Genomic DNA, 18,108 nt, shown 5'->3' on the forward strand with positions numbered 1-18,108 from the left:
TTTGTCGGCCCACAAGGCGCACGTCACAGGAGTGGGCCTTACACCAGTGTATCACACTATGCCGCAGCAGAGGGACTTATCGGGGCACTCCACCAAATGACTGCAGGAGTACCGTTCCCGTGATGTAGACGAGGTGATCGGTTTCAAAGCCGGGCCATCCGTGATGCGCGGCAGCAGGTGGCGCTGGAATCAGGACTTTTCCCAGCGCGACTACAGCAGCAGCGCCCGCAATGGCTAACAGCCGCAATCCTCGGATGTCCCTGGGCTTATGCAGGGTTGTGCTCTTCATTTGCTTACTTCTTGCCTCCTCACCTTGATGGAGCCTGAACCAAACGGCCCAGGCTCCATATCGCCGCTCACGCGGAGAGGTGCTGATTGAAGAACGACTGGAGCTTGTCGAACGGAATCATATCCACGCGATCGTACAGATCAGTGTGGTTGGCACGCGGGATGATGAGAAGCTCCTTCGGCTCTGCCGCAGCCGCATAGGCGGTCTCGCTGAAATAACGCGAGTGGGCCTTGTCGCCATGGATCAGCAGGACCGGGCGCGGCGAAATCTCCTTGATGTAGGTCAGGAGCGGCATGTTCATGAACGACAGCGGAGTGGTCTGCGTCCAGGAGTTGCCTGAGTTGACGGCGCGCGGATGGTACCCGCGCGGCGTCCTGTAATAGTCGTGGTAGTCGACCTGGAACTGCGCCTCGCCGCCTTTCAGCTCGTTGTATGGCGGCTGGTAAGCCGGGGTTCCCTTTTCCGCATCCTGCCAACGCTGACGGCTGAGTTGCTCGAGCGTTTGGGTGCGCTGTTCGAGCGTCACGCTATCGTTGTAGCCGCGGGACATGACACGCGTCATGTCATACATGGTGCTGGCCGCAACGGCCTTGACGCGCTTGTCCACGGCGACGGCATTCAATGCCATTCCGCCCCAGCCGCAGATACCAATGACGCCGATGCGCTCGCGATCGACGGATGGGTGCAGGCCGAGAAAATCCACTGCCGCGCTGAAATCCTCGGTATTGATGTCCGGTGAGGCGACATTGCGAGGCTCGCCGCCGCTTTCTCCGGTAAAGGACGGGTCGAAAGCCAGCGTGATGAAGCCACGCTCCGCCATAGTCTGCGCATACAGACCCGACGACTGCTCCTTCACTGCGCCGAACGGACCGCTGATGGCGAGCGCCGCCAGCCTCCTGCCGGCACGATTCTTCGGCTGGTAGAGATCGGCCGACAGGGTGATGCCGTAGCGGTTCTTGAAGTTGACCTTCTGGTGATCGACGCTCTCGCTGCGGGGGAAAACCTTGTCCCATCCGGCTGACATGCCCTGAGCCTTTGGGCTGCGAATATTGGAAAGCGACCCGACACCAAGCGCGGCGACGCCAGCGCCGGTCAGCTTTAAGAGGTCACGCCGGGCAAGGTCTGGGCCGGAGGTCTGTGCTGCTCTATTCTCAGGACTGTTCTGCTTGTTCATGCCAGTATCTCTGCTCTTTCCTGCTCAGGCCGATGCCTGGCTCCGATTAAACAGTAGCAAGCGGGAAGGCAGAGGATTAGCGGAGCTGCGGCGCATGCCCTTATGAGCCTGGCTCATCAATCTCGCGTGATTTTGAAGGATCGGTCCTGCTTGTCTCAGCTCCGGTGGCGCAGAGCCTCGACAACCAGGTTGAAGGCTGCGGAGGACTGCCGGCGGCTCGGGTAGTAAAGGTGGTACCCCGTCCACGATGGGCACCAATCCTCAAGGACTCGCTCGAGGCGGCCGGAAGCGATGTGCGGCAGCGCGATGTCCTCCGGGACGTGAGCGAGTCCGAAGCCGTCCACAGCGGCATTGAGGACCTGGAAGATGCCATTGAATACGAGTTGGCCGTCGACCCGGACGGCCAGTTCCTGGCCATCACGCTCGAATTCCCATGCATAAAGCCCACCATAGGTGGGTAGGCGCAGGTTGATGCAGGTATGGCCGAGAAGGTCCTGAGGGGTTTCGGGTCGTGGTCTACTGGCGAAATATGACGGAGCTCCGATCACCACAAAACGGACATCAGGGCTGATGCGCACCGCAATCATGTCCTTGGCAACCTGCTCGCCAAGGCGCACACCCGCATCGAACCGTTGCTCGACGATGTTGGCCAAGCTCTCGTCGAGGGCGATCTCCACCTTGATGTCAGGGTAGTCGCCAAGAACAGCCCTGAGCTTTGGCCACAGGATCGTATCGGTGACATGGTAGCCCGCCGTGATCCTGATCGTGCCGGCAGGCTTCTCCCGGAACTCGCTCAATCCATCCAGCTCGGCCTCGATCTCGGCTAGTCTGGGTCCCGCCGTTCGGAGCAAGCGCTCGCCCGCTTGAGTGGGCGCCACAGAGCGGGTGGTCCGGGTCAGGAGCCGCACGCCCAACCGCTCTTCGAGGCCGCGCACGGTGTGGCTCAGGGCCGATTGGGAGACGCCGAGCTGTGCGGCCGCCTTCGTGAAGCTCCGCTCCCGCGCGACAGCCAGGAAGGCAATCAGGTCGTTGATGTTCTCGCGCGCCATTCATGAGCCCCCCTCATAGGTTCATGCAGGTCTTAGCACCTAATCGATCCAATGAGTACGGCCTATCTTCCGGCTTCCAATCGCTATCGTGAGACATTGATGACAGCCGGAACCGTTTCTTCGTGTGACGTAATTCCTGACCGCTCTCCGGCATGGGGCGCGGTCCTCGCCATGTCGCTGTGCTGCATGGTGCTCGTTGCCTCAGAGTTCATGCCGGTCAGCCTGCTGACCCCGATTGCCGCCGACCTCCACATGACGGAAGGCCAAGCCGGCCAGGCGATCTCCGTCTCAGGCATCTTCGCCGTCCTCACGAGTCTGACGATCTCGGGGCTGACGTCCCGATGGGATCGGCGCACCGTCCTGCTCGTGTTGGCCCTCTCGCTGATCGTCTCCGGGACGGTCGTGGCCCTTGCGCCGAACTACACGATCCTCATGCTCGGCCGGGCGGTGCTCGGCATCGCCATCGGCGGATTCTGGTCGATGTCGGCCGCGGCGGTCATGCGGCTGGTGCCGGCAGACAGCGTGCCGCGCGCCCTGGCGATCCTGCAAGGCGGGACTGCATTGTCCTCCATCGTCGCGGCGCCGCTGGGCAGCTTCCTTGGCGGGTACATCGGGTGGCGCGGAGCCTTCTTCTGCGTCGTGCCCCTGGCGGCCATCGCGCTGGTCTGGCTGCTGGCAAAGCTGCCCTCCATGCACGCTGGGCGGCCCACCGGCTCTGGCGACGTGTTCAAGCTGCTCCGCCGGCCCGTGGTGGCCTCCGGCATGGTGGCGATCACGCTCTTCTTCATGGGCCAGTTCGCGCTGTTCACCTACCTGCGCCCGTTCCTCGAGATGGTGACCCATGTCGATGTTCCGACCCTGTCGCTGATCCTGCTGCTCCTGGGCATCACTGGCCTCGCCGGGACCACCTTCATCGGAACGTTCCTGAAGAATGGGATGTATGGCGTGATGATCGCCATTCCGCTTGCGATGGCAGGGATCGCCATCGCCTTGGTCGCCTTTGGCAACTGGCTTGCCGCAACGGCAGTCCTGCTCGGGGCATGGGGCCTGCTCGGCACCCCGGCTCCCGTGGCCTGGAACACCTGGCTGACCCGGACCTTGCCCGAAGACGCCGAAGCCGGCGGCGGACTGATGGTGGCCGCCATCCAACTGGCGATCACCCTGGGCGCGACCGTGGGGGGCCTCCTGTTCGACATGAGCGGCTATCAGAGCACCTTCGGTGCGAGCGCAGCCATGCTGGCAGTTGCGGGTCTCATGGCATTCGTGACGAAGCGTACGGGATCATCCGCACGCACGTGAGCACCACATCGGCTGCCGCGATCATCGCGCCAGCCCCCTTCACCCGTCGATCACCATGCAAAGGATCATCGTCCATGAAGTTGCTGGCCGCCACACTCGTATCCCTCGCGTTGGGGGCTCCCGCCCTTGCCCAAGGAAACACCTCCATGTCCACACCTCCCGAAAACACCTCGGCACTCTCGATGACCGACATCCAGTCGGTCTCCCCGGCCCTCGGCCGATACGCCCAGGAAGACGTTGCAGGCCTGTGGCAACGTCCGCAGCTCTCCCGGCGTGACCGCAGCCTCGTGACGGTGGCTATCCTGATCGCACGCAACCAGACGCTGGACCTGCCGCACTACATCAACCTCGCCCTCGACAGCGGCGTGACACCGCGCGAACTCTCCGAGACCATCACGCACCTCGCCTTCTACGCGGGCTGGTCGAACGCTATGGCGGCGGTTGCAGTCACCAGGGACATCTTCGCCCAACACCGGATCGGACCGGATCAGTTGCCGGTCGCGTCACCGCAGCTCTTGCCGCTCAACGAGCAGGCGGAGGCAAATCGGGTTGCGGCTGTACAGCGCCTTATCGGAGCCGCTGCACCGGGCCTCGACCAGTACACCACCGATCCGCTCTTCCGGGACGTCTGGCTGCGCCCTGACCTATCGCCGCGCGACCGCAGCCTCGTGACCATCACGTCACTGATGGCGAATGGGCAGGTGGCCCAACTCGCAGGCCATCTGAACAGGGCCTTGGACAACGGCCTGACGCAGGAACAGGCCGGAGAGGTGGTCACACAGATCGGCTTCTATGGAGGTTGGCCCAACGCCTTCTCCGCCGGCCCGGTCGTCGCAGAGGTCCTCAAGGCCCGGTCCAACTGACCATCGCCGTCCCCTCATCCTGTCTCCTGAAAGGATCCAACGTGAAGAACACCCTCATCGCCGCCACCATGACCGCAGCCGCACTCGGTGGCGCGCCAGCCAATGCACAGGACATCCAGGTTTTCCCGAGCGGCTCCTCGCCGTCCGTGATCGCGGATCCGAAGAACTTCTCGGGCCAGGTGGTGGTGGATCTTCTTACGCCGCCATCCGTCGAGACCCCTGCGTCATCGGGTTTGGTGACCTTCGCTCCACGCGCCCGCACCGCGTGGCATAGCCATCCGGCCGGGCAGATGCTCATCGTTATGGCGGGCAAGGGCTGGGTCCAGCGGGAGGGCCAGGCTCGCCAGGAGATCACGTCCGGCGACGTCGTGTGGATCCCGGCCGGGATCAAGCACTGGCATGGGGCGACCGACAGCAACGGCATGAGCCACATTGCGGTCACGTACATCCGCGACGGCAAGAACGCCGATTGGATGGAACTGGTCACCGACCAAGAATACGGCGCCCGGTAGCGCTCCATTCAACCGGGATGGGATCCATGAACACGGCTCATGAAGGGCAGCCTCAGACAAACCCTGCTCGCTTCGCTGCCCCTCCCAAATGCCTGCCCAATGATCGAATTAACGAAAGTACGCTTCCATGACTGTAAAGGCCTTTGGCGCCTATGCCGGAGACAAGCCGCTCGAACCGATGGACATCAGCCGCCGGTCGGTCGGTCCCCACGATGTCGGCATCGAGATCGCCTTCTGTGGCGTGTGCCACTCTGACATCCATCAGGTACGCGCCGAATGGGCCGGCACCCTGTATCCTTGCGTGCCGGGTCACGAGATCGTCGGCCGCGTGTCGGCGGTTGGCACGCATGTGACGAGCCACAAGGTCGGCGATCTGGTCGGCGTGGGGTGCATCGTGGATAGCTGCAAGCGCTGCGACGATTGCAGCGACGGGCTGGAAAACTACTGCGACCACATGGTGGGCACCTACAACGGCCCGACGCCCGATGCGCCAGGTCACACGCTGGGTGGCTACTCGCAGCAGATCGTGGTGCACGAGCGCTACGCGTTGCGCGTCAGCCACCCCGAGGAGCAACTGGCTGCCGTCGCGCCGCTGCTGTGCGCGGGGATCACCACATACTCACCCCTGAAGCACTGGAACGTGGGACCCGGCCACAGGGTGGGCGTGGTCGGCATCGGCGGCCTGGGTCACATGGGCATCAAGCTCGCGAATGCGATGGGCGCGCACGTGGTGGCGTTCACCACCTCCGAGTCGAAGCGCGAGGCCGCCAAGGCACTGGGCGCGCATGACGTCGTCGTCTCCCGCAACGCCGACGAGATGGCAGCGCACGCCAAGAGCCTCGACTTCATCCTCAACACGGTGGCAGCACCGCACGATCTCGATGCCTTCTTCGCGCTGCTCAAGCGCGACGGCACCATGACCCTGGTAGGCGCGCCGGCGACGCCGCATCCGTCCCCGGAGGTGTTCAGCCTGATTATGAAACGCCGCAGCTTGGCCGGTTCGATGATTGGCGGCATTCCCGAGACACAGGAGATGCTGGATTTCTGCGCCGAGCACGGGATCGTTGCCGACATCGAGATGATCCGGGCCGATGGGATCAACGAAGCCTACGAGCGGATGCTCAAGGGCGACGTGAAGTATCGGTTCGTGATCGACACCGCATCCCTGGCAGCCTGACCTCTATCGAGGGTGCCGTTCGCCATCTGACAGCCAAGATCATGAAGCTGTCGTCGGCCCGGAGGCATTCGGTTCTCCGGGCCGGTACCCATACCACCCGATCAAAGCCTGCCGGCCATGTTCCCTGCCCCATGAGTAGAGCCCGAACAGCGTGGCACCATGACGGGCCCACCTAAATCCTTGCCGGCAGCTACGGGTTAGCCCAGATAGGAAAGCCGGTAGACGAGAGGCCTCGTCCCGCACGATCAGGAGCATGTCCAAGGCGATGAGACCACCGATGATCAGCCGCCGCGCGATGCTCGGCGCCACCCTCGCAGCCGCCGTTCCGCATCTGGCACATGGTCAGAGCGGCAGGGACCCGGCGAGCCAGGAGCCGACCGACATGAGGATCAGGCTGACCTTCAATGGTCTAACCATGACGGCCACGCTCTACGACAACCCGTCGGCGCGCGATCTGGCCACGCTATTCCCCCTGGACCTCACGATCGAGGACTACGGCAGCAACGAGAAGATCGCCTACCTGCCGCGCAAGCTCACGGAGGATGGCAGCGGCCCCTTCGGCAACGAGCGACCGGGTGATCTCTGCTATTTCAAGCCCTGGGGCAACCTGGCCATGTTCTACGCCGATTACCGCTGGGACGGCCTGATCCGGCTCGGCCGCTTCGACGGCAGCTTTGAGCCGCTGCGCGTGCGCGGCAAGTTCCCGCTGCGCATCGAGCGCATCCGCTAGGAACCGAAACCCCTGCGTTTTCCAAACGTCCGGTTCGATGAGGATTCCAGCTTCCGGCCTTAATCCTCCCTATTGGCGTTTCCGCTCGCACCGTGCAAGGACCCCGTGGGAATGCTAACAGGGTGAGACCCAGAGCTTCTGGGATGAATCAGAGCGAACAAATGTCTGACGTGGCAACCCGAATTGTCGGCTTCGTGTCCAGGGCCTCGAAGGGGCTTCGATCGCTTCGGTCTCTCCGTAACGCACAGGTTCGTCTTCAGGCGAGCACTCGACAGGCCGAGCTCGAAGGCCTCCGGTTCGCGTTCTACGCCCGGCTGACTGCGATCATCGTTGTTTCCATCTGGCTGATCTGGCTCGTCCCGTGGCCGCGCGATCTCTATTACGGAACCTACGCCTTCGGGTTCTTCCTCCTGGGCTATATCCCGTACCGCCTGCGGCACCATCGTCACGGCGAGGCGATCAAGCTTGGTTTTATTGTTCTCGACGTGGCCTTGGTGACGGCCGCGATCCTGGTCCCGCCGCCGGCGAGTCTCGGCAACGACTGGCCGATCCAGACCCGCCTGCGCGGGCAGGAATTCCTCTACGTTCTCCTTCTCCTCGGCGAGGCCGCCCTCACCTACTCCCCGAGGAGGGTGCTCTGGACGGGCGTGTCGATCCTCGTCATCTGGTCGATCGGCGTCTTCACGATCTACTCCCAGCCGGACACGCTGCGGTTCAACGATGCGGCTGCGGAGGGAGTTCTCACGTCGGCCGCGGCCCTGGATCTCTCCTTCAAGCCGGCCTTTGTCGGCCTGACGGCCTGGTACACCCAGCTTGTTGCAACCTCCCTGTTCACCCTGCTCATCACACTCGCCGTCTGGCGCAGCCGGCGGACCTTGTTGAACCAGGTCGAAGCCGAGGTCGTGCGCGCGGACCTCGCGCGCTATGTCTCCCCGGACGTGGCCGAGGCCCTCGCCAGCCGCGGCGGGACTGCGTTTGGAGAGCCGGCGACGCGGACCGTAGCCGTCCTGTTCGCAGATATCGTTGGTTTCACCAAACTCACCGAGACCCTCTCGCCCGAGCGCACGTTCGCCTTGCTGCGCGGTTTCCAGGAGCGGAGCTGCGCCATCGTGTTCAAGCATGGCGGCACCCTCGACAAGTACCTGGGCGACGGCTTCATGGCCACCTTCGGCTCCGTCGGCCTGCAACCGGACGCGCCGGCCCGCGCGCTCGCGTGCGCCTTCGAACTCCAGCAGGAGATCGAGCGCTGGAGCCGGAAGAGGTCCGCTCGCGGCGCCGATCCGCTACGCCTGTCGATTGGGATCCACTGCGGTCCGGTAACCGTAGGGAATCTCGGTGGCCGGGAGCGCATCGAGTTTACCGTCGTGGGCGACGTCGTGAACGTGGCAAGCAGGCTCGAGGAGGTGACGCGCGAGATAGGCGGCTCGATCATCGCCTCGGAGGATTGCATCCGCGCCGCGGGAGATCCGGAGTGGCTCACGAGGTTCCAATCCTCCCGCCAAATTCAGCTCCGTGGTAGGCAGAAAGGCCTCTTGGTTCACATCGCCACGTGACAGATGCCGCCAGACGTGGCCTGTGCGGGCTTGCGCTAGGGTGTCGCGTTCTCCTATGAGGATTGTGGCACCATCTCCCCTCCATCGCCATATTGCGGAGACCTGAGATGTCAGTTCGCATCCCCCGGAGCTTGTCGACCGGCCTTCAGCCGGAGACGGGCTGGAGCGTGCTTGATCACGAGCTGCGGGAGCAGAAAGCACATACGCTTGGCACCTTGAGCGGCCAAGTCGAGCAGGCTCTCGCCGCGTTGCGGGTCTCCGATGCCGAAGCGCACGAACCTGACCGGGAGCATCGTCGCCGCGCCTTGCTGGACAATGCGGCGGACCTCGTCTGGGCCTTCATGATCCAGCGGGAGCTATGCGGCCTCCGGAACTGGGACGCTGTGGTGAAGGACTACAGCATCCCGCGTGAGGTGCTGAACCGTGTCGGGCAAGTCAGGAGAAGAGCTGACTAGCCGCACGGGGATCCAACCCCCCTCCTACGGCGTGGCTTGAGCCGCCTCGATCTAAAGCTCAGGCTTAGAAGGTCTCTTTCGGGTCAAGAATTGCCTTTAAGCGTGACCGTACAAAGGTCAGCTCAGCGCGTGATTGCAGAAGTTGCGCTGTCCAGAGCAAGTGATGTGGGCTGGCGCAGATTGCTTGAATTTTGTCTGTTGTTACCCGCGGCGTTACCCGAGAGCAAATAAAGCACATGGCTGCAGATACGAAAGAAACAGAAAACCCTTGCCGGTTAAGGGTTTAATGTGGTGAGCGCGCTGGGACTCGAACCCAGGACCCTCTGATTAAAAGTCAGATGTCCTGCTTTGCTCGAAGCCATTCCCTGTTTGAGCAGAAATATTCCCTGTTAATGCGCATGTGAGAAATTGGCTTAACTCACTGATATTTACGCAAGATCCACTCATCCAGCGGGCTCTAGCCACAAAAATCAAATGAATTTCCCAGTATTTTCGCGAAGAACAGGGAATGCAGTTCGGAGACAGGTTCGCAGGTGACTGCCTCCACCGCCACTTCATTCTTCTAAGCTCACTGCGCGGAACCGGACATTCGGCCTACTTCAGCTCAGCGCCAAGAGCTGAAATTCCCTCACGGCGCCATACGATTTATGCGAAGGATCCAACTTCCCTAAGGTTTGACGGGCGTCGGCTCGCCGAGGGACAGCATCAGCCGGTTGGCCCAGTTGAAGAAGGCCGCGCCGTTGATGACGTCGACGATCTCCAGGTCTTCGAGCCCGGCCTCACGCAGGACCGCGATCTGCCGGTCGCCGAACCCGATCGGCGTATCGGTCAGCGCCACCGACGCCTCGGCGATCGCGTTCCAGCGAGGGTCGATATCCGCCTCGACGCCCTCGTCGAGAAGCCGCTGAACGTCGGCGCCGCGCTTTGAATATTGCGTAGCGAACCTAGAATGGACGGACGCGCAGAAGATGCAGCCGTTATGGCGCGATGTGGCCGTCGCGGCGAGCTCACGCTCGGCGCGGGGCAGCCCGTTGCTCGTGTTGTAGAAGATGTCCTTGTCAGTCTTCGTGCGGGCCTGCAGCACGTCGGGATCGCGGGCGAGCAGCAGGAAGTACGGCGACTTGGCTCGCGAGGCGTCGACGAGCCCAGCCCAGTGGCGCTCGGTGAGCTGGTCGGTCGGGAACGGCTCGAGCCACGGCAGCCAGCCGAGTTCCTCCTGCGTGAAGGCGACGGGCTCCCGGTTGTCGGGATGCGACAGCGTTTTTTCGGTCATGGATATGCCCCTTCTCAAACGGCGCCGGACGCCAGGACGCCCGTGAAGATCTGCGTGTATTCCGTGTCGGTGGCCTCGACCGCGGACGCGCCCGCGAGCGCCCGCAGGCCCGCGACGACGCGGATCTGGAACGACAGGAAGGCGACGAGCTGCGACAGGGTCACGATGTCGGTGGTCGACCAGCCGGCGTCGAGCAGCTTTTGCAACGCGGCCGGGTTCGCGTCCCGCGGATGGAAGACGAGCAGATGCGCGTGCTCCAGGGCCGCGGCGAGCCGCGATCCCAGGCTCTCCCGGTTGTCCGCCGAGACCTGGTAGACGAGCCCGTCCTTGTCCTCGACGGTGAGCGGGCCCTGCGGATAGTGCCCATACGGGCCCTCTGCCGAGCCGCGGGCGACCTCCGCGCTGATCACGTCGGTAAGCCTCGGATGTCCGAGCCGCTGCAGGGAAGCGGCATAGAACCCGGTCACGTGGGACTGACGATGGAGCCCCGCCACGAAGGTTGCGATGGCGTAGCGCTCGAGCGCCGTGACGTTGCCGGGAAACTCCGGCTCGAACAGCGCCAGATAGCTCTTCTGCGCGTTCTCCCGGGCCTGCGGCCGCTGAGCACGCAAGGTGTCGAGGCTGGAGCCCGGCCGGATCCCGGCGAGATGATCGATGACGTCCGACTGGATGGTGCTCATGGTTGTCTCACATTCCGGTTGGTGGGTGGCGGGATCAGCGCGAGGTTCAGCGCACGAGGGCGACGCGCTTCTCGGGCCTGCTTGTCGTCGGCGCCTGCCAGCCGAGCGCCGGCGCCACGTGGCCGGCGGTCAGCTCGATCGAGCGCAGAATGTCCTCGTGCGGCGGATCGACCGAATGGACCTGGAACACCAGGTCCGTCACCCGCGGCAGGGTGGTGTCGCGGCTCAGGCTCTCGAGCACGTCCTCTGGCGTGCCCACATGGGTGTCCAGCGCCGCGATGATGTCCGTAAGGCTGTCGCCCGGGATCACATGCCCCTTGGCGGCGAAGTCGGCTACGACGCGGCGCAGTCCTTTTTCCGCGAGGCGCAGCGCCTTCTCCCGGTTGTCGGCGACGAACAGCGAGCGCGACGCGACGATGCGCGGCTCCCGGCCCTCGGGCAGCGCCTCGAGATAGGCGTCGATGATGGGATGCTGGAGGTCTGGCAAGGTGGCGCGCGGCACATCCTTCGGACGGGGCTGCGTGCGCGACAGCATGAGGCCGTCACCGGCCTTTCCGGCGCGAATCCCGCCTCCGACGGAGAAGGTCGCCTGCCAGACGCGGTCGTTGAGATCGGGCGCGGCCGGATAGAGAGAATCCCCGCCCTCGAATTGTCCACCGCTCCAGGCATTGCGCACAACGGCGAGGTTGCGGTCGTAGATCTCCGAGCGGCTGGCGCTGTCGAGGCCGAAGGCCGTGAAGGAGGACGGCGTGCCGCCGGTGCCGACGCCGATTTCGAGGCGACCGCCGGATAACAGGTCCAGCACCACCGCGTCCTCGGCGACCCGGACGGGGTTCTCGAGCGGCAGGGTGATGATACCAGTGCCGAGGCGGATGGTCGAGGTGCGCGCTGCCACATGGGACAGGAACACGAGCGGCGCCGGAAGCCCGCCTTCCGCCGCGTGGAAGTGGTGCTGGGCCACCCAGGCGGAATCGAATCCGTGCCGCTCCGCATGGATGATCTGCTCGGCCGCGAGGCGGTAGCGCTCGCCGGCGCTCGCGTCATCGAGAAGCCGGGTGAAGAAACCGAGCCTCTTGCGCTTCGAGGATGTTGTCATGGCTTTGCTCCAAATCGCTTATGAGAATAAGTGTGGGTTGAGATTGCGCTGTCCGGGAATCGCGCCGATGAGCTCGCGCGTGTAGGCGCTGCCCGGGCGCTGGAACACGTCCTCGACGCGACCGCTGTCGACCTGGCGGCCGTCGTGCAGGACTGAAACCGTGTCCGAGATCTGACGGACCACCGCGAGATCGTGGGAGATGAACAGATAGGTCAGTCCAAGGGATTGCTGCAGCTCGTCGAGAAGCGCCAGGATCTGTGCCTGCACCGTCACGTCGAGAGCCGACACGGCCTCGTCGAGCACTAGCACCTGCGGATCGAGCACGAGCGCGCGGGCGATGGCGACGCGCTGCCGCTGGCCGCCCGAGAGGGCATGAGGCCTGCGGGTCAGAGCCGATGGCGGGAGACCGACGCGGTCGAGAATGGCCTGGACCTTCCTCGCGCGATCCTCCCGCGGCAGGGGATCGAAGTTCAAAAGCGGCTCCTCGACGATCTGGAAGATGGTCTGCCGCGGATCGAGGGAAGCGAACGGGTTCTGGTAGACGAGCTGGATCGTCCTGCGGAACCGGCGCAGATTCTCGCCGCGCAGATTCGTCACGTCGATACCGTCGACGAGGATGCGCCCCGCAGTGGGCTTCTGGAAGCCCACGATGCTGCGCGCGGTCGTCGTCTTGCCCGAGCCGGATTCGCCCACGATCGCGTGGGTTGTCCCCCTCTGGACGGTGAAGGACACGCCGTCCACCGCCCGGAAGACATCCCGGCGGCTCCCGACGATGAAATCCTGCACGAGGTTCTCGACCACGATGGCGTCATCACGCTCGCCGATGCGTGGCGATACGGAGCGGGGAACGGACCGGGTCTTGCCGAGCGAGGGCGCATCGGCCAGGAGCTTGCGCGTATACTCGCTGCGTGGAGAAGCGAGCACCTCGGCGGTCGGCCCCTGCTCCTGGATGCGACCGCCTTTGAGCACGACGATATGGTTCGATCGGTCGGCCGCGACACCCAGGTCGTGGGTCACCAGGAGAACCGCCGTGCCGTACTCGCCGCGCAGCTCGTCGATCAGGTCGAGGATGCGCTTCTGCACCGTCACGTCGAGGGCGCTGGTGGGCTCGTCGGCGATGATCAGAGCCGGGCGCAGAGCGACCGCGATGGCGATGAGGACGCGCTGACGCATGCCGCCCGACAATTCGTGCGGATATTGCCTGGCGCGCAGCTCCGGCTGGGAGAGGCCAACGCGGGTCAGGAGCTCGATCACGCGAGCGTCGATCTCCGCCCGGTTGCCCTGCCGGTGGATCTGGAGCACCTCGGCCACCTGCGCGCCGATGGTCTTGACCGGGTTGAGCGAGCTCGTCGGATCCTGCGGGATCAGGCTGATCTTGCTGCCGCGGATGGCGTCGAGGCGCTTCTGCGACCAGCCGGCGATATCGGTGCCATTGAGCCGCACCGCGCCGGCCTCCAGCCTGCCGTTCTCGGCCAGAAGGCCGATCACCGCCTGCGCCGTGGTGGTCTTGCCGGATCCGGATTCACCGACGAGCGCCACGACCTCGCCAGGACGCACCCGGAGCGATACGTCGTGGACGACCCGCTGGAATCCCTCGTTGCCGCGATAACCCACGGCGAGATTGCAGATCTCGAGAACGGGCAGGTTCGCGACGTCCGTCGATGCGGGCTTGATGGTGATGGCGGTCGTCATGCCCTAGCCTTTCCGAAGGACTGGCTGATGCGGTTCGCCGACAGGACGACGACGATCACCACGATTCCGGGAACCGTCGTCAGCCACCAGGCGCGCGCCAGGTAGTTCCGCCCCTCGGCGATCAGCAGGCCCCATTCCGGCGTAGGCGGAGGCGCGCCGTAGCCAAGGAAGCCCAGGGTGGAGATGGTCAGGATCGCCCAGCCGAGCTGCAGGGCCGCGAAAGCGATCACCGAGGTCAGCGAGTTCGGCAGGATGTGGCGCAGCAGCACGCGGCCGAAGGTTCCGCCGCTCCCGAACGCGGCCTCGACGTAATCGCTGGCGCGCACCCGCACCACCTCGGAGCGGGCGAGCCGCGCGAAGCTGGCGATGGACGTGATGCCGACCGCAATGGCGGCGTTCACGATGCCGAAACCGAGCAGGATGACGATGCTGAGCGACAGGAGAAGCTGCGGGATCGACAGCAGCACATCGACGCCGCGCATGATGGCTCCGTCGATCCTGCCCCGCGCGGATCCAGCGACGATGCCGAGCGTGGTGCCGACCACGAGGCCGACGCCTACGGCCACCAGGGCCCCCGAAAGCGAATTGCCGGCGCCGTAGATGATGCGGGCGAGAAGATCACGGCCCAGGGCGTCGGTGCCGAGCCAATGCTCCGCGCTCGGCGCACGGAGCTGCTGGCGTGCGACGCCGACGGTGGCGCTGTAGCTCGTGAACCATTGCGGGAACAGCGCCCAGAGCACGACGACGGCCATGACGGACCAGGACAGCACCAGGCCGGGCTGGATGCCTCTGACAGCCTTCAGCCACCGCGCACCCGAGGGCGCGTGCCTCGATGCCTTCGAGGCGCTTGCAGGGATCTCCGCATCATCGCGCAGCAGGCTGCGTCCGATCGTGTTCAAGCCGGTCATGCGGCAGCTCCTTGTCTCACTCTGAGGCGCGGATCGAAGACGGGGTAGAGCAGGTCCACCGTGAGGTTGATGAGCACGAAGGCCGCCGCCGAGAACACGACGATCGCCTGCAGCACCGCGATGTCCTGATCGTTGACGGAGCGTTGCGTCAGCCCGCCGAGACCGTTGAGGCCGAACACCGCTTCCGTGACGACTGCGCCGGCCAGAAGCTCACCGAACAGGATGCCCGCGATGGTGAGCGTCGGCAGGACGGCGTTCCTCGCCACGTGCCGCCACAGGACCCAGCGGTGGGAGGCGCCCTTGGCGCGGGCAACCGCCACGAAAGGCTCCGTCAGCACGTGGTCGATGTTGCGCATCAGGATCTGGGCGAGCGGCGCCGAGATCGGCACAGCCAGCGTCAGGACGGGCAGAATCAAGGCCTGCCAGGGACCCGGATTGATGATCGGGATGAGCTTCAGCTGAAACGAGAAGATCTGGATCAGCAGGATCCCGAGCCAGAACACGGGCGTGGAGATGAAGAGAGCGGGAATCGACTGGATGACGGAGCGCAGCCACGACAAGGGAGACAGGGCCGAGAGTGCGGCGAGCGTCACCGCAACGACGAGCGACAGCAGAAAGCCGAGGCTCGCGAGCCACAGGGTCTGCGGCAGGTTGGCCAGGATCAGATCGCCGACCGGAACGCCCGCATGAATGGAATAGCCGAAATTTCCCGTGAGAAAATTCAACACGGTATGGACGTACTGCACGACCAGCGGGCTGTCCGCCGCATAGGAAGCGCGGATGTCGGCGATCTGCTCCGGCCCCAGGCCGAGTTCGGGATTGAGGAACTTGATGAGGATGGCATCGCCGGGCAGGGCCTGTAGCAGGACGAAGGATACGGTGAACGCCGCCCAGAGCACCAGAGCCGCCTGCCCGATCCTGCCGATCACGTATCGCGACATGGGAGATCCTGTCTGAAATCGAGACGATCCATTGCAGGTCGGCCAAACATCGCTCGTCTGCGACACCCGGCCGACCTGACGGTTCCTCAGCGGCGCGGCGCCAGCCAAGTGTTGTAGAAGCTGGGACGGCCGACCGCCTCGAAGGACACGCCCTTCACGTAAGGCGCGGCGGCAAAAGCCTGCGGCTCCTCGAAGATCGGAATGGCGTAGGCCTGATCGACCACGTAGTTCTGGACCTCGCCGGCCACCGCGAGACGCTTGGCGCGGTCCGGCTCGGAGGCGAGCCGATCGAGGAGCGCGTTCAGCTTCTCGTCGACGAAGGACCGCACCTTGTCGCTGTTGCCGCCCTTCTGCAGCAGGACGTTGCGGTTGGTCGGATAGTACTGGCTCTTGATCACGTCGGGATCGGCGCGGCCGACCATGGCGGGCGAAACCGGCGCCTTGGCGGGATCGAGATTGTTCACGACGGCGCTGCCTGAATCGGCGGTCAGCACGTTCAGCTTCACGCCGATCTTCTCCCATTGCTGGGCGACGAGCTGCAGCGTCTCCTTGTTCTGCGGCTGCGGCAGCGACTCGTAGGCCGACAGTTCGAGCGTCTGGCCGTCCTTCTGGCGCCGTCCGTTCGTGCCGAGCTTCCAGCCAGCCTCGTCAAGCAGGGCCTTGGCCTTCTCGAGGTCGTAGGACAGCTTCGGCGAGAGGTCGACATAGCCCGATGCGGTCTTGGCGATGATCGAGGTCGCCTTCGGGTAATTGTCGGAGAACAGGGTCGAGACGATCTCGTCCGTGTTGGTGGCGTGCAGGAGCGCGCGGCGGACCCGGACATCGGCGACGAGCGGATTGTCGGGACGGAAGACGACGGAGTTGTTCACGCCGCGGGTCGAGGGTGCGTAGATCAGATAGCCCTCGTCCTCGACCTGCTTCTCGTCGTACGCCTGGATCTGGCGGATGACGTCGGCCTGCCCGGCCACGAGAGCACCGATGCGCACGCTGTCTTCCGGCGTGACGATGTACTTGATCTCGTCGAGATAGGCGCGCCCCTGGTGCTCGAGCTTCGCCGGCCCCCAATTGTAATCCGCGCGCACTTTCAGCGTGAGCTCGCGTCCGAGTGTTTCGCTCGCGACGACGAACGGACCCGAGCCGATGATCTTCGTGGCATCGCCGAGCGCTTCATAGGGCAGCGCGAGGGTCTTCAGGGACACGAGGCCGGAGCCGATCACGGACGTGCCCTGCAGGAAGCCCGGTGATGGTTTCTTGAAGTAGAACTTCACTGTCTGCGGGTCGATGATTTCGCTGCGATCGTAGTTGTTGATGACCTCGGAGATCGGCAGCTTGAGTTCCTTGTTGCCGCGCCCGAACGTGTCGTAGTTCTTGGCCACGGCGGCGGCGTCGAGCGGCGTGCCGTCGGAGAAGGTCACGCCCTTGCGGATCTTGAACGTGTATTCCGTCGCATCAGCATTCACCGTCCACGATTCGGCGATCCAGGGCTCGATTTCGAGGGTCTTGGGATTCTGGTAGGTCAGCTTGTCGGTGATCTGGTTGAGGATCCCGCCATTGGGATAGAACCCGCCCGCGGGCGGGTAGAGATTGGTGTGGGCCTGCTGCTCGAGATAGACCAGGGTGCCGCCCTTCACGGGCGCGCCTTGGGCATCGGCCGCGATCGTGCCGCTACCCCAGAGTGAGGCACCTGTCAGGAACGTGGCTCCAATCAGGGTTGCAAGGCCTACTTTGCTTCTGGATCGAGATCTGCGTGTCATAATATATTCCCTGCAAGGCTGAAGTCCGTCGCCAACCATTGAGGGATTATCGCGCCGTTTTGTCCGTTAAAGCAACTGAAATGTTCTTTTTTCAGAACAAGATGAACGAGCAAGAATCTTCTCCGGGATCTGCATTCCGGAGAAGATTCTCTAGGAGCTGGTGAAACCTACGTTGGTACAGAGGCAGGCTCTGAACGTCCCCTGCCCTCATGAACGTCCGATGTTCCTCTCTACTGCGGACGTTCGCTCAATTTCCGAGAAGTGCCATTACCGGATCTTGCGTGGGGAGGGAGGAAGGCAGCAACACATTTGCCTCGATCTCAGCCAAACAGAACTTGAACGACCCGACACAAGTCCAAGGGCTTATCGCTGCGAGGCACTTCCGCGTATGCCTCGGGCAGTGCCCATTGCTCGTAGCCCGTCGTGAACACCTAGGCACGGCGCGCTTCCGTAGGAGATCGACCACTGGATACACCTTCTCGCCGCGTAAGTTGACGTCAAGGATGGCGTCGTCGAGAAGGCCTTCCGCCTGAATTATCCTTATGGCATCCGCCATGCTCGGCGCTAGACCCACGACCTCAGCACCATGCCTTATCCCGGCGCAGGTCATCCGCTACCATGTACTCGTCCTCCGCCACCAGAATGCGGCGCCCCTTCAATCGG

Annotated in this window: 16 protein-coding genes; 7 read left to right on the top strand and 9 right to left on the bottom strand. The window is 64.0% G+C overall.

From position 1 onward, the window contains the following. Positions 1-356: 356 nt before the first annotated feature. Together VB672_RS20450 and VB672_RS20455 are read right to left on the bottom strand one after the other, a co-directional pair. Positions 357-1,463 carry an alpha/beta hydrolase gene (locus tag VB672_RS20450; RefSeq protein WP_329786060.1) on the bottom strand — a complete coding sequence of 369 codons (1,107 nt, stop codon included), beginning with the start codon at positions 1,461-1,463 and terminating at the stop codon, positions 357-359. Positions 1,464-1,618: 155 nt separating this feature from the next. Beyond that, positions 1,619-2,512, bottom strand: coding sequence for a LysR family transcriptional regulator (locus VB672_RS20455; RefSeq protein ID WP_329786061.1), 894 nt, complete (start codon positions 2,510-2,512; stop codon positions 1,619-1,621). A gap of 99 nt (positions 2,513-2,611) precedes the next feature. Between VB672_RS20455 and VB672_RS20460 the strand changes: the two genes are divergently transcribed. The 7 genes from VB672_RS20460 to VB672_RS20490 all read left to right on the top strand — a co-directional run bounded on the left by VB672_RS20460 (position 2,612) and on the right by VB672_RS20490 (position 9,101). Continuing rightward, positions 2,612-3,811 carry an MFS transporter gene (locus VB672_RS20460; protein ID WP_329786062.1) on the top strand — a complete coding sequence of 400 codons (1,200 nt, stop codon included), beginning with the start codon at positions 2,612-2,614 and terminating at the stop codon, positions 3,809-3,811. A gap of 74 nt (positions 3,812-3,885) precedes the next feature. Continuing rightward, entirely contained in the window at positions 3,886-4,674 is a 789-nt protein-coding gene (locus VB672_RS20465; protein ID WP_329786063.1) for a carboxymuconolactone decarboxylase family protein, read from the top strand. Between the two features lie 41 nt (positions 4,675-4,715). After that, the gene (locus tag VB672_RS20470; RefSeq protein ID WP_442932137.1) at positions 4,716-5,186 is read left to right on the top strand and encodes a (R)-mandelonitrile lyase; all 471 of its coding nucleotides are present in this window, start codon (positions 4,716-4,718) and stop codon (positions 5,184-5,186) included. 127 nt (positions 5,187-5,313) lie between these two features. Further along, positions 5,314-6,363, top strand: a complete 1,050-nt coding sequence (locus tag VB672_RS20475) for an NAD(P)-dependent alcohol dehydrogenase (protein WP_329786064.1) — start codon at positions 5,314-5,316, stop codon at positions 6,361-6,363. 277 nt (positions 6,364-6,640) lie between these two features. After that, a complete protein-coding gene (locus VB672_RS20480) occupies positions 6,641-7,093 on the top strand; it encodes a cyclophilin-like fold protein (RefSeq protein ID WP_442932138.1) in 453 nt (150 codons plus the stop codon). A 161-nt stretch (positions 7,094-7,254) separates the two neighbouring features. Continuing rightward, on the top strand, positions 7,255-8,646 hold the full coding sequence (locus VB672_RS20485) for an adenylate/guanylate cyclase domain-containing protein (protein ID WP_329786066.1): 1,392 nt from the start codon (positions 7,255-7,257) through the stop codon (positions 8,644-8,646). Between the two features lie 107 nt (positions 8,647-8,753). Continuing rightward, positions 8,754-9,101 (top strand): DUF6665 family protein, encoded by a 348-nt coding sequence (locus VB672_RS20490; RefSeq protein ID WP_329786067.1) that lies wholly within the window; start codon positions 8,754-8,756, stop codon positions 9,099-9,101. A gap of 667 nt (positions 9,102-9,768) precedes the next feature. Here VB672_RS20490 and VB672_RS20495 read toward each other — a convergent pair. The 7 genes from VB672_RS20495 to VB672_RS20525 all read right to left on the bottom strand — a co-directional run bounded on the left by VB672_RS20495 (position 9,769) and on the right by VB672_RS20525 (position 17,445). Continuing rightward, entirely contained in the window at positions 9,769-10,374 is a 606-nt protein-coding gene (locus VB672_RS20495; RefSeq protein WP_329786068.1) for an alkylhydroperoxidase domain protein, read from the bottom strand. 14 nt (positions 10,375-10,388) lie between these two features. Beyond that, positions 10,389-11,054, bottom strand: coding sequence for a CMD domain protein (locus VB672_RS20500; RefSeq protein ID WP_329786069.1), 666 nt, complete (start codon positions 11,052-11,054; stop codon positions 10,389-10,391). Between the two features lie 46 nt (positions 11,055-11,100). After that, entirely contained in the window at positions 11,101-12,150 is a 1,050-nt protein-coding gene (locus VB672_RS20505) for a putative FMN-dependent luciferase-like monooxygenase (RefSeq protein ID WP_329786070.1), read from the bottom strand. Positions 12,151-12,168: 18 nt separating this feature from the next. Beyond that, on the bottom strand, positions 12,169-13,842 hold the full coding sequence (locus VB672_RS20510) for an ABC transporter ATP-binding protein (protein ID WP_329786071.1): 1,674 nt from the start codon (positions 13,840-13,842) through the stop codon (positions 12,169-12,171). Then, positions 13,839-14,750, bottom strand: a complete 912-nt coding sequence (locus VB672_RS20515) for an ABC transporter permease (protein WP_329786072.1) — start codon at positions 14,748-14,750, stop codon at positions 13,839-13,841. The genes VB672_RS20510 and VB672_RS20515 overlap by 4 nt, the downstream gene beginning before the upstream one ends. Then, on the bottom strand, positions 14,747-15,691 hold the full coding sequence (locus tag VB672_RS20520) for an ABC transporter permease (RefSeq protein ID WP_329786073.1): 945 nt from the start codon (positions 15,689-15,691) through the stop codon (positions 14,747-14,749). The genes VB672_RS20515 and VB672_RS20520 overlap by 4 nt, the downstream gene beginning before the upstream one ends. An 86-nt stretch (positions 15,692-15,777) precedes the next feature. Further along, positions 15,778-17,445 (bottom strand): TIGR04028 family ABC transporter substrate-binding protein, encoded by a 1,668-nt coding sequence (locus VB672_RS20525; RefSeq protein WP_329786074.1) that lies wholly within the window; start codon positions 17,443-17,445, stop codon positions 15,778-15,780. Positions 17,446-18,108: the final 663 nt, after the last annotated feature.

The organism is Microvirga sp. CF3016 (genome assembly GCF_036314085.1).
In the GTDB taxonomy this organism is placed as follows: Bacteria; Pseudomonadota; Alphaproteobacteria; order Rhizobiales; family Beijerinckiaceae; genus Microvirga.

Bases quoted from the DNA above. Each gene is read 5' to 3' on its own strand.
- VB672_RS20450 (WP_329786060.1), bottom strand. From the start codon at position 1,463: ATGAACAAGCAGAACAGTCCTGAGAATAGAGCAGCACAGACCTCCGGC.
- VB672_RS20455 (WP_329786061.1), bottom strand. From the start codon at position 2,512: ATGGCGCGCGAGAACATCAACGACCTGATTGCCTTCCTGGCTGTCGCG.
- VB672_RS20460 (WP_329786062.1), top strand. From the start codon at position 2,612: ATGACAGCCGGAACCGTTTCTTCGTGTGACGTAATTCCTGACCGCTCT.
- VB672_RS20465 (WP_329786063.1), top strand. From the start codon at position 3,886: ATGAAGTTGCTGGCCGCCACACTCGTATCCCTCGCGTTGGGGGCTCCC.
- VB672_RS20475 (WP_329786064.1), top strand. From the start codon at position 5,314: ATGACTGTAAAGGCCTTTGGCGCCTATGCCGGAGACAAGCCGCTCGAA.
- VB672_RS20480 (WP_442932138.1), top strand. From the start codon at position 6,641: ATGATCAGCCGCCGCGCGATGCTCGGCGCCACCCTCGCAGCCGCCGTT.
- VB672_RS20485 (WP_329786066.1), top strand. From the start codon at position 7,255: ATGTCTGACGTGGCAACCCGAATTGTCGGCTTCGTGTCCAGGGCCTCG.
- VB672_RS20490 (WP_329786067.1), top strand. From the start codon at position 8,754: ATGTCAGTTCGCATCCCCCGGAGCTTGTCGACCGGCCTTCAGCCGGAG.
- VB672_RS20495 (WP_329786068.1), bottom strand. From the start codon at position 10,374: ATGACCGAAAAAACGCTGTCGCATCCCGACAACCGGGAGCCCGTCGCC.
- VB672_RS20500 (WP_329786069.1), bottom strand. From the start codon at position 11,054: ATGAGCACCATCCAGTCGGACGTCATCGATCATCTCGCCGGGATCCGG.
- VB672_RS20505 (WP_329786070.1), bottom strand. From the start codon at position 12,150: ATGACAACATCCTCGAAGCGCAAGAGGCTCGGTTTCTTCACCCGGCTT.
- VB672_RS20510 (WP_329786071.1), bottom strand. From the start codon at position 13,842: ATGACGACCGCCATCACCATCAAGCCCGCATCGACGGACGTCGCGAAC.
- VB672_RS20515 (WP_329786072.1), bottom strand. From the start codon at position 14,750: ATGACCGGCTTGAACACGATCGGACGCAGCCTGCTGCGCGATGATGCG.
- VB672_RS20520 (WP_329786073.1), bottom strand. From the start codon at position 15,691: ATGTCGCGATACGTGATCGGCAGGATCGGGCAGGCGGCTCTGGTGCTC.
- VB672_RS20525 (WP_329786074.1), bottom strand. From the start codon at position 17,445: ATGACACGCAGATCTCGATCCAGAAGCAAAGTAGGCCTTGCAACCCTG.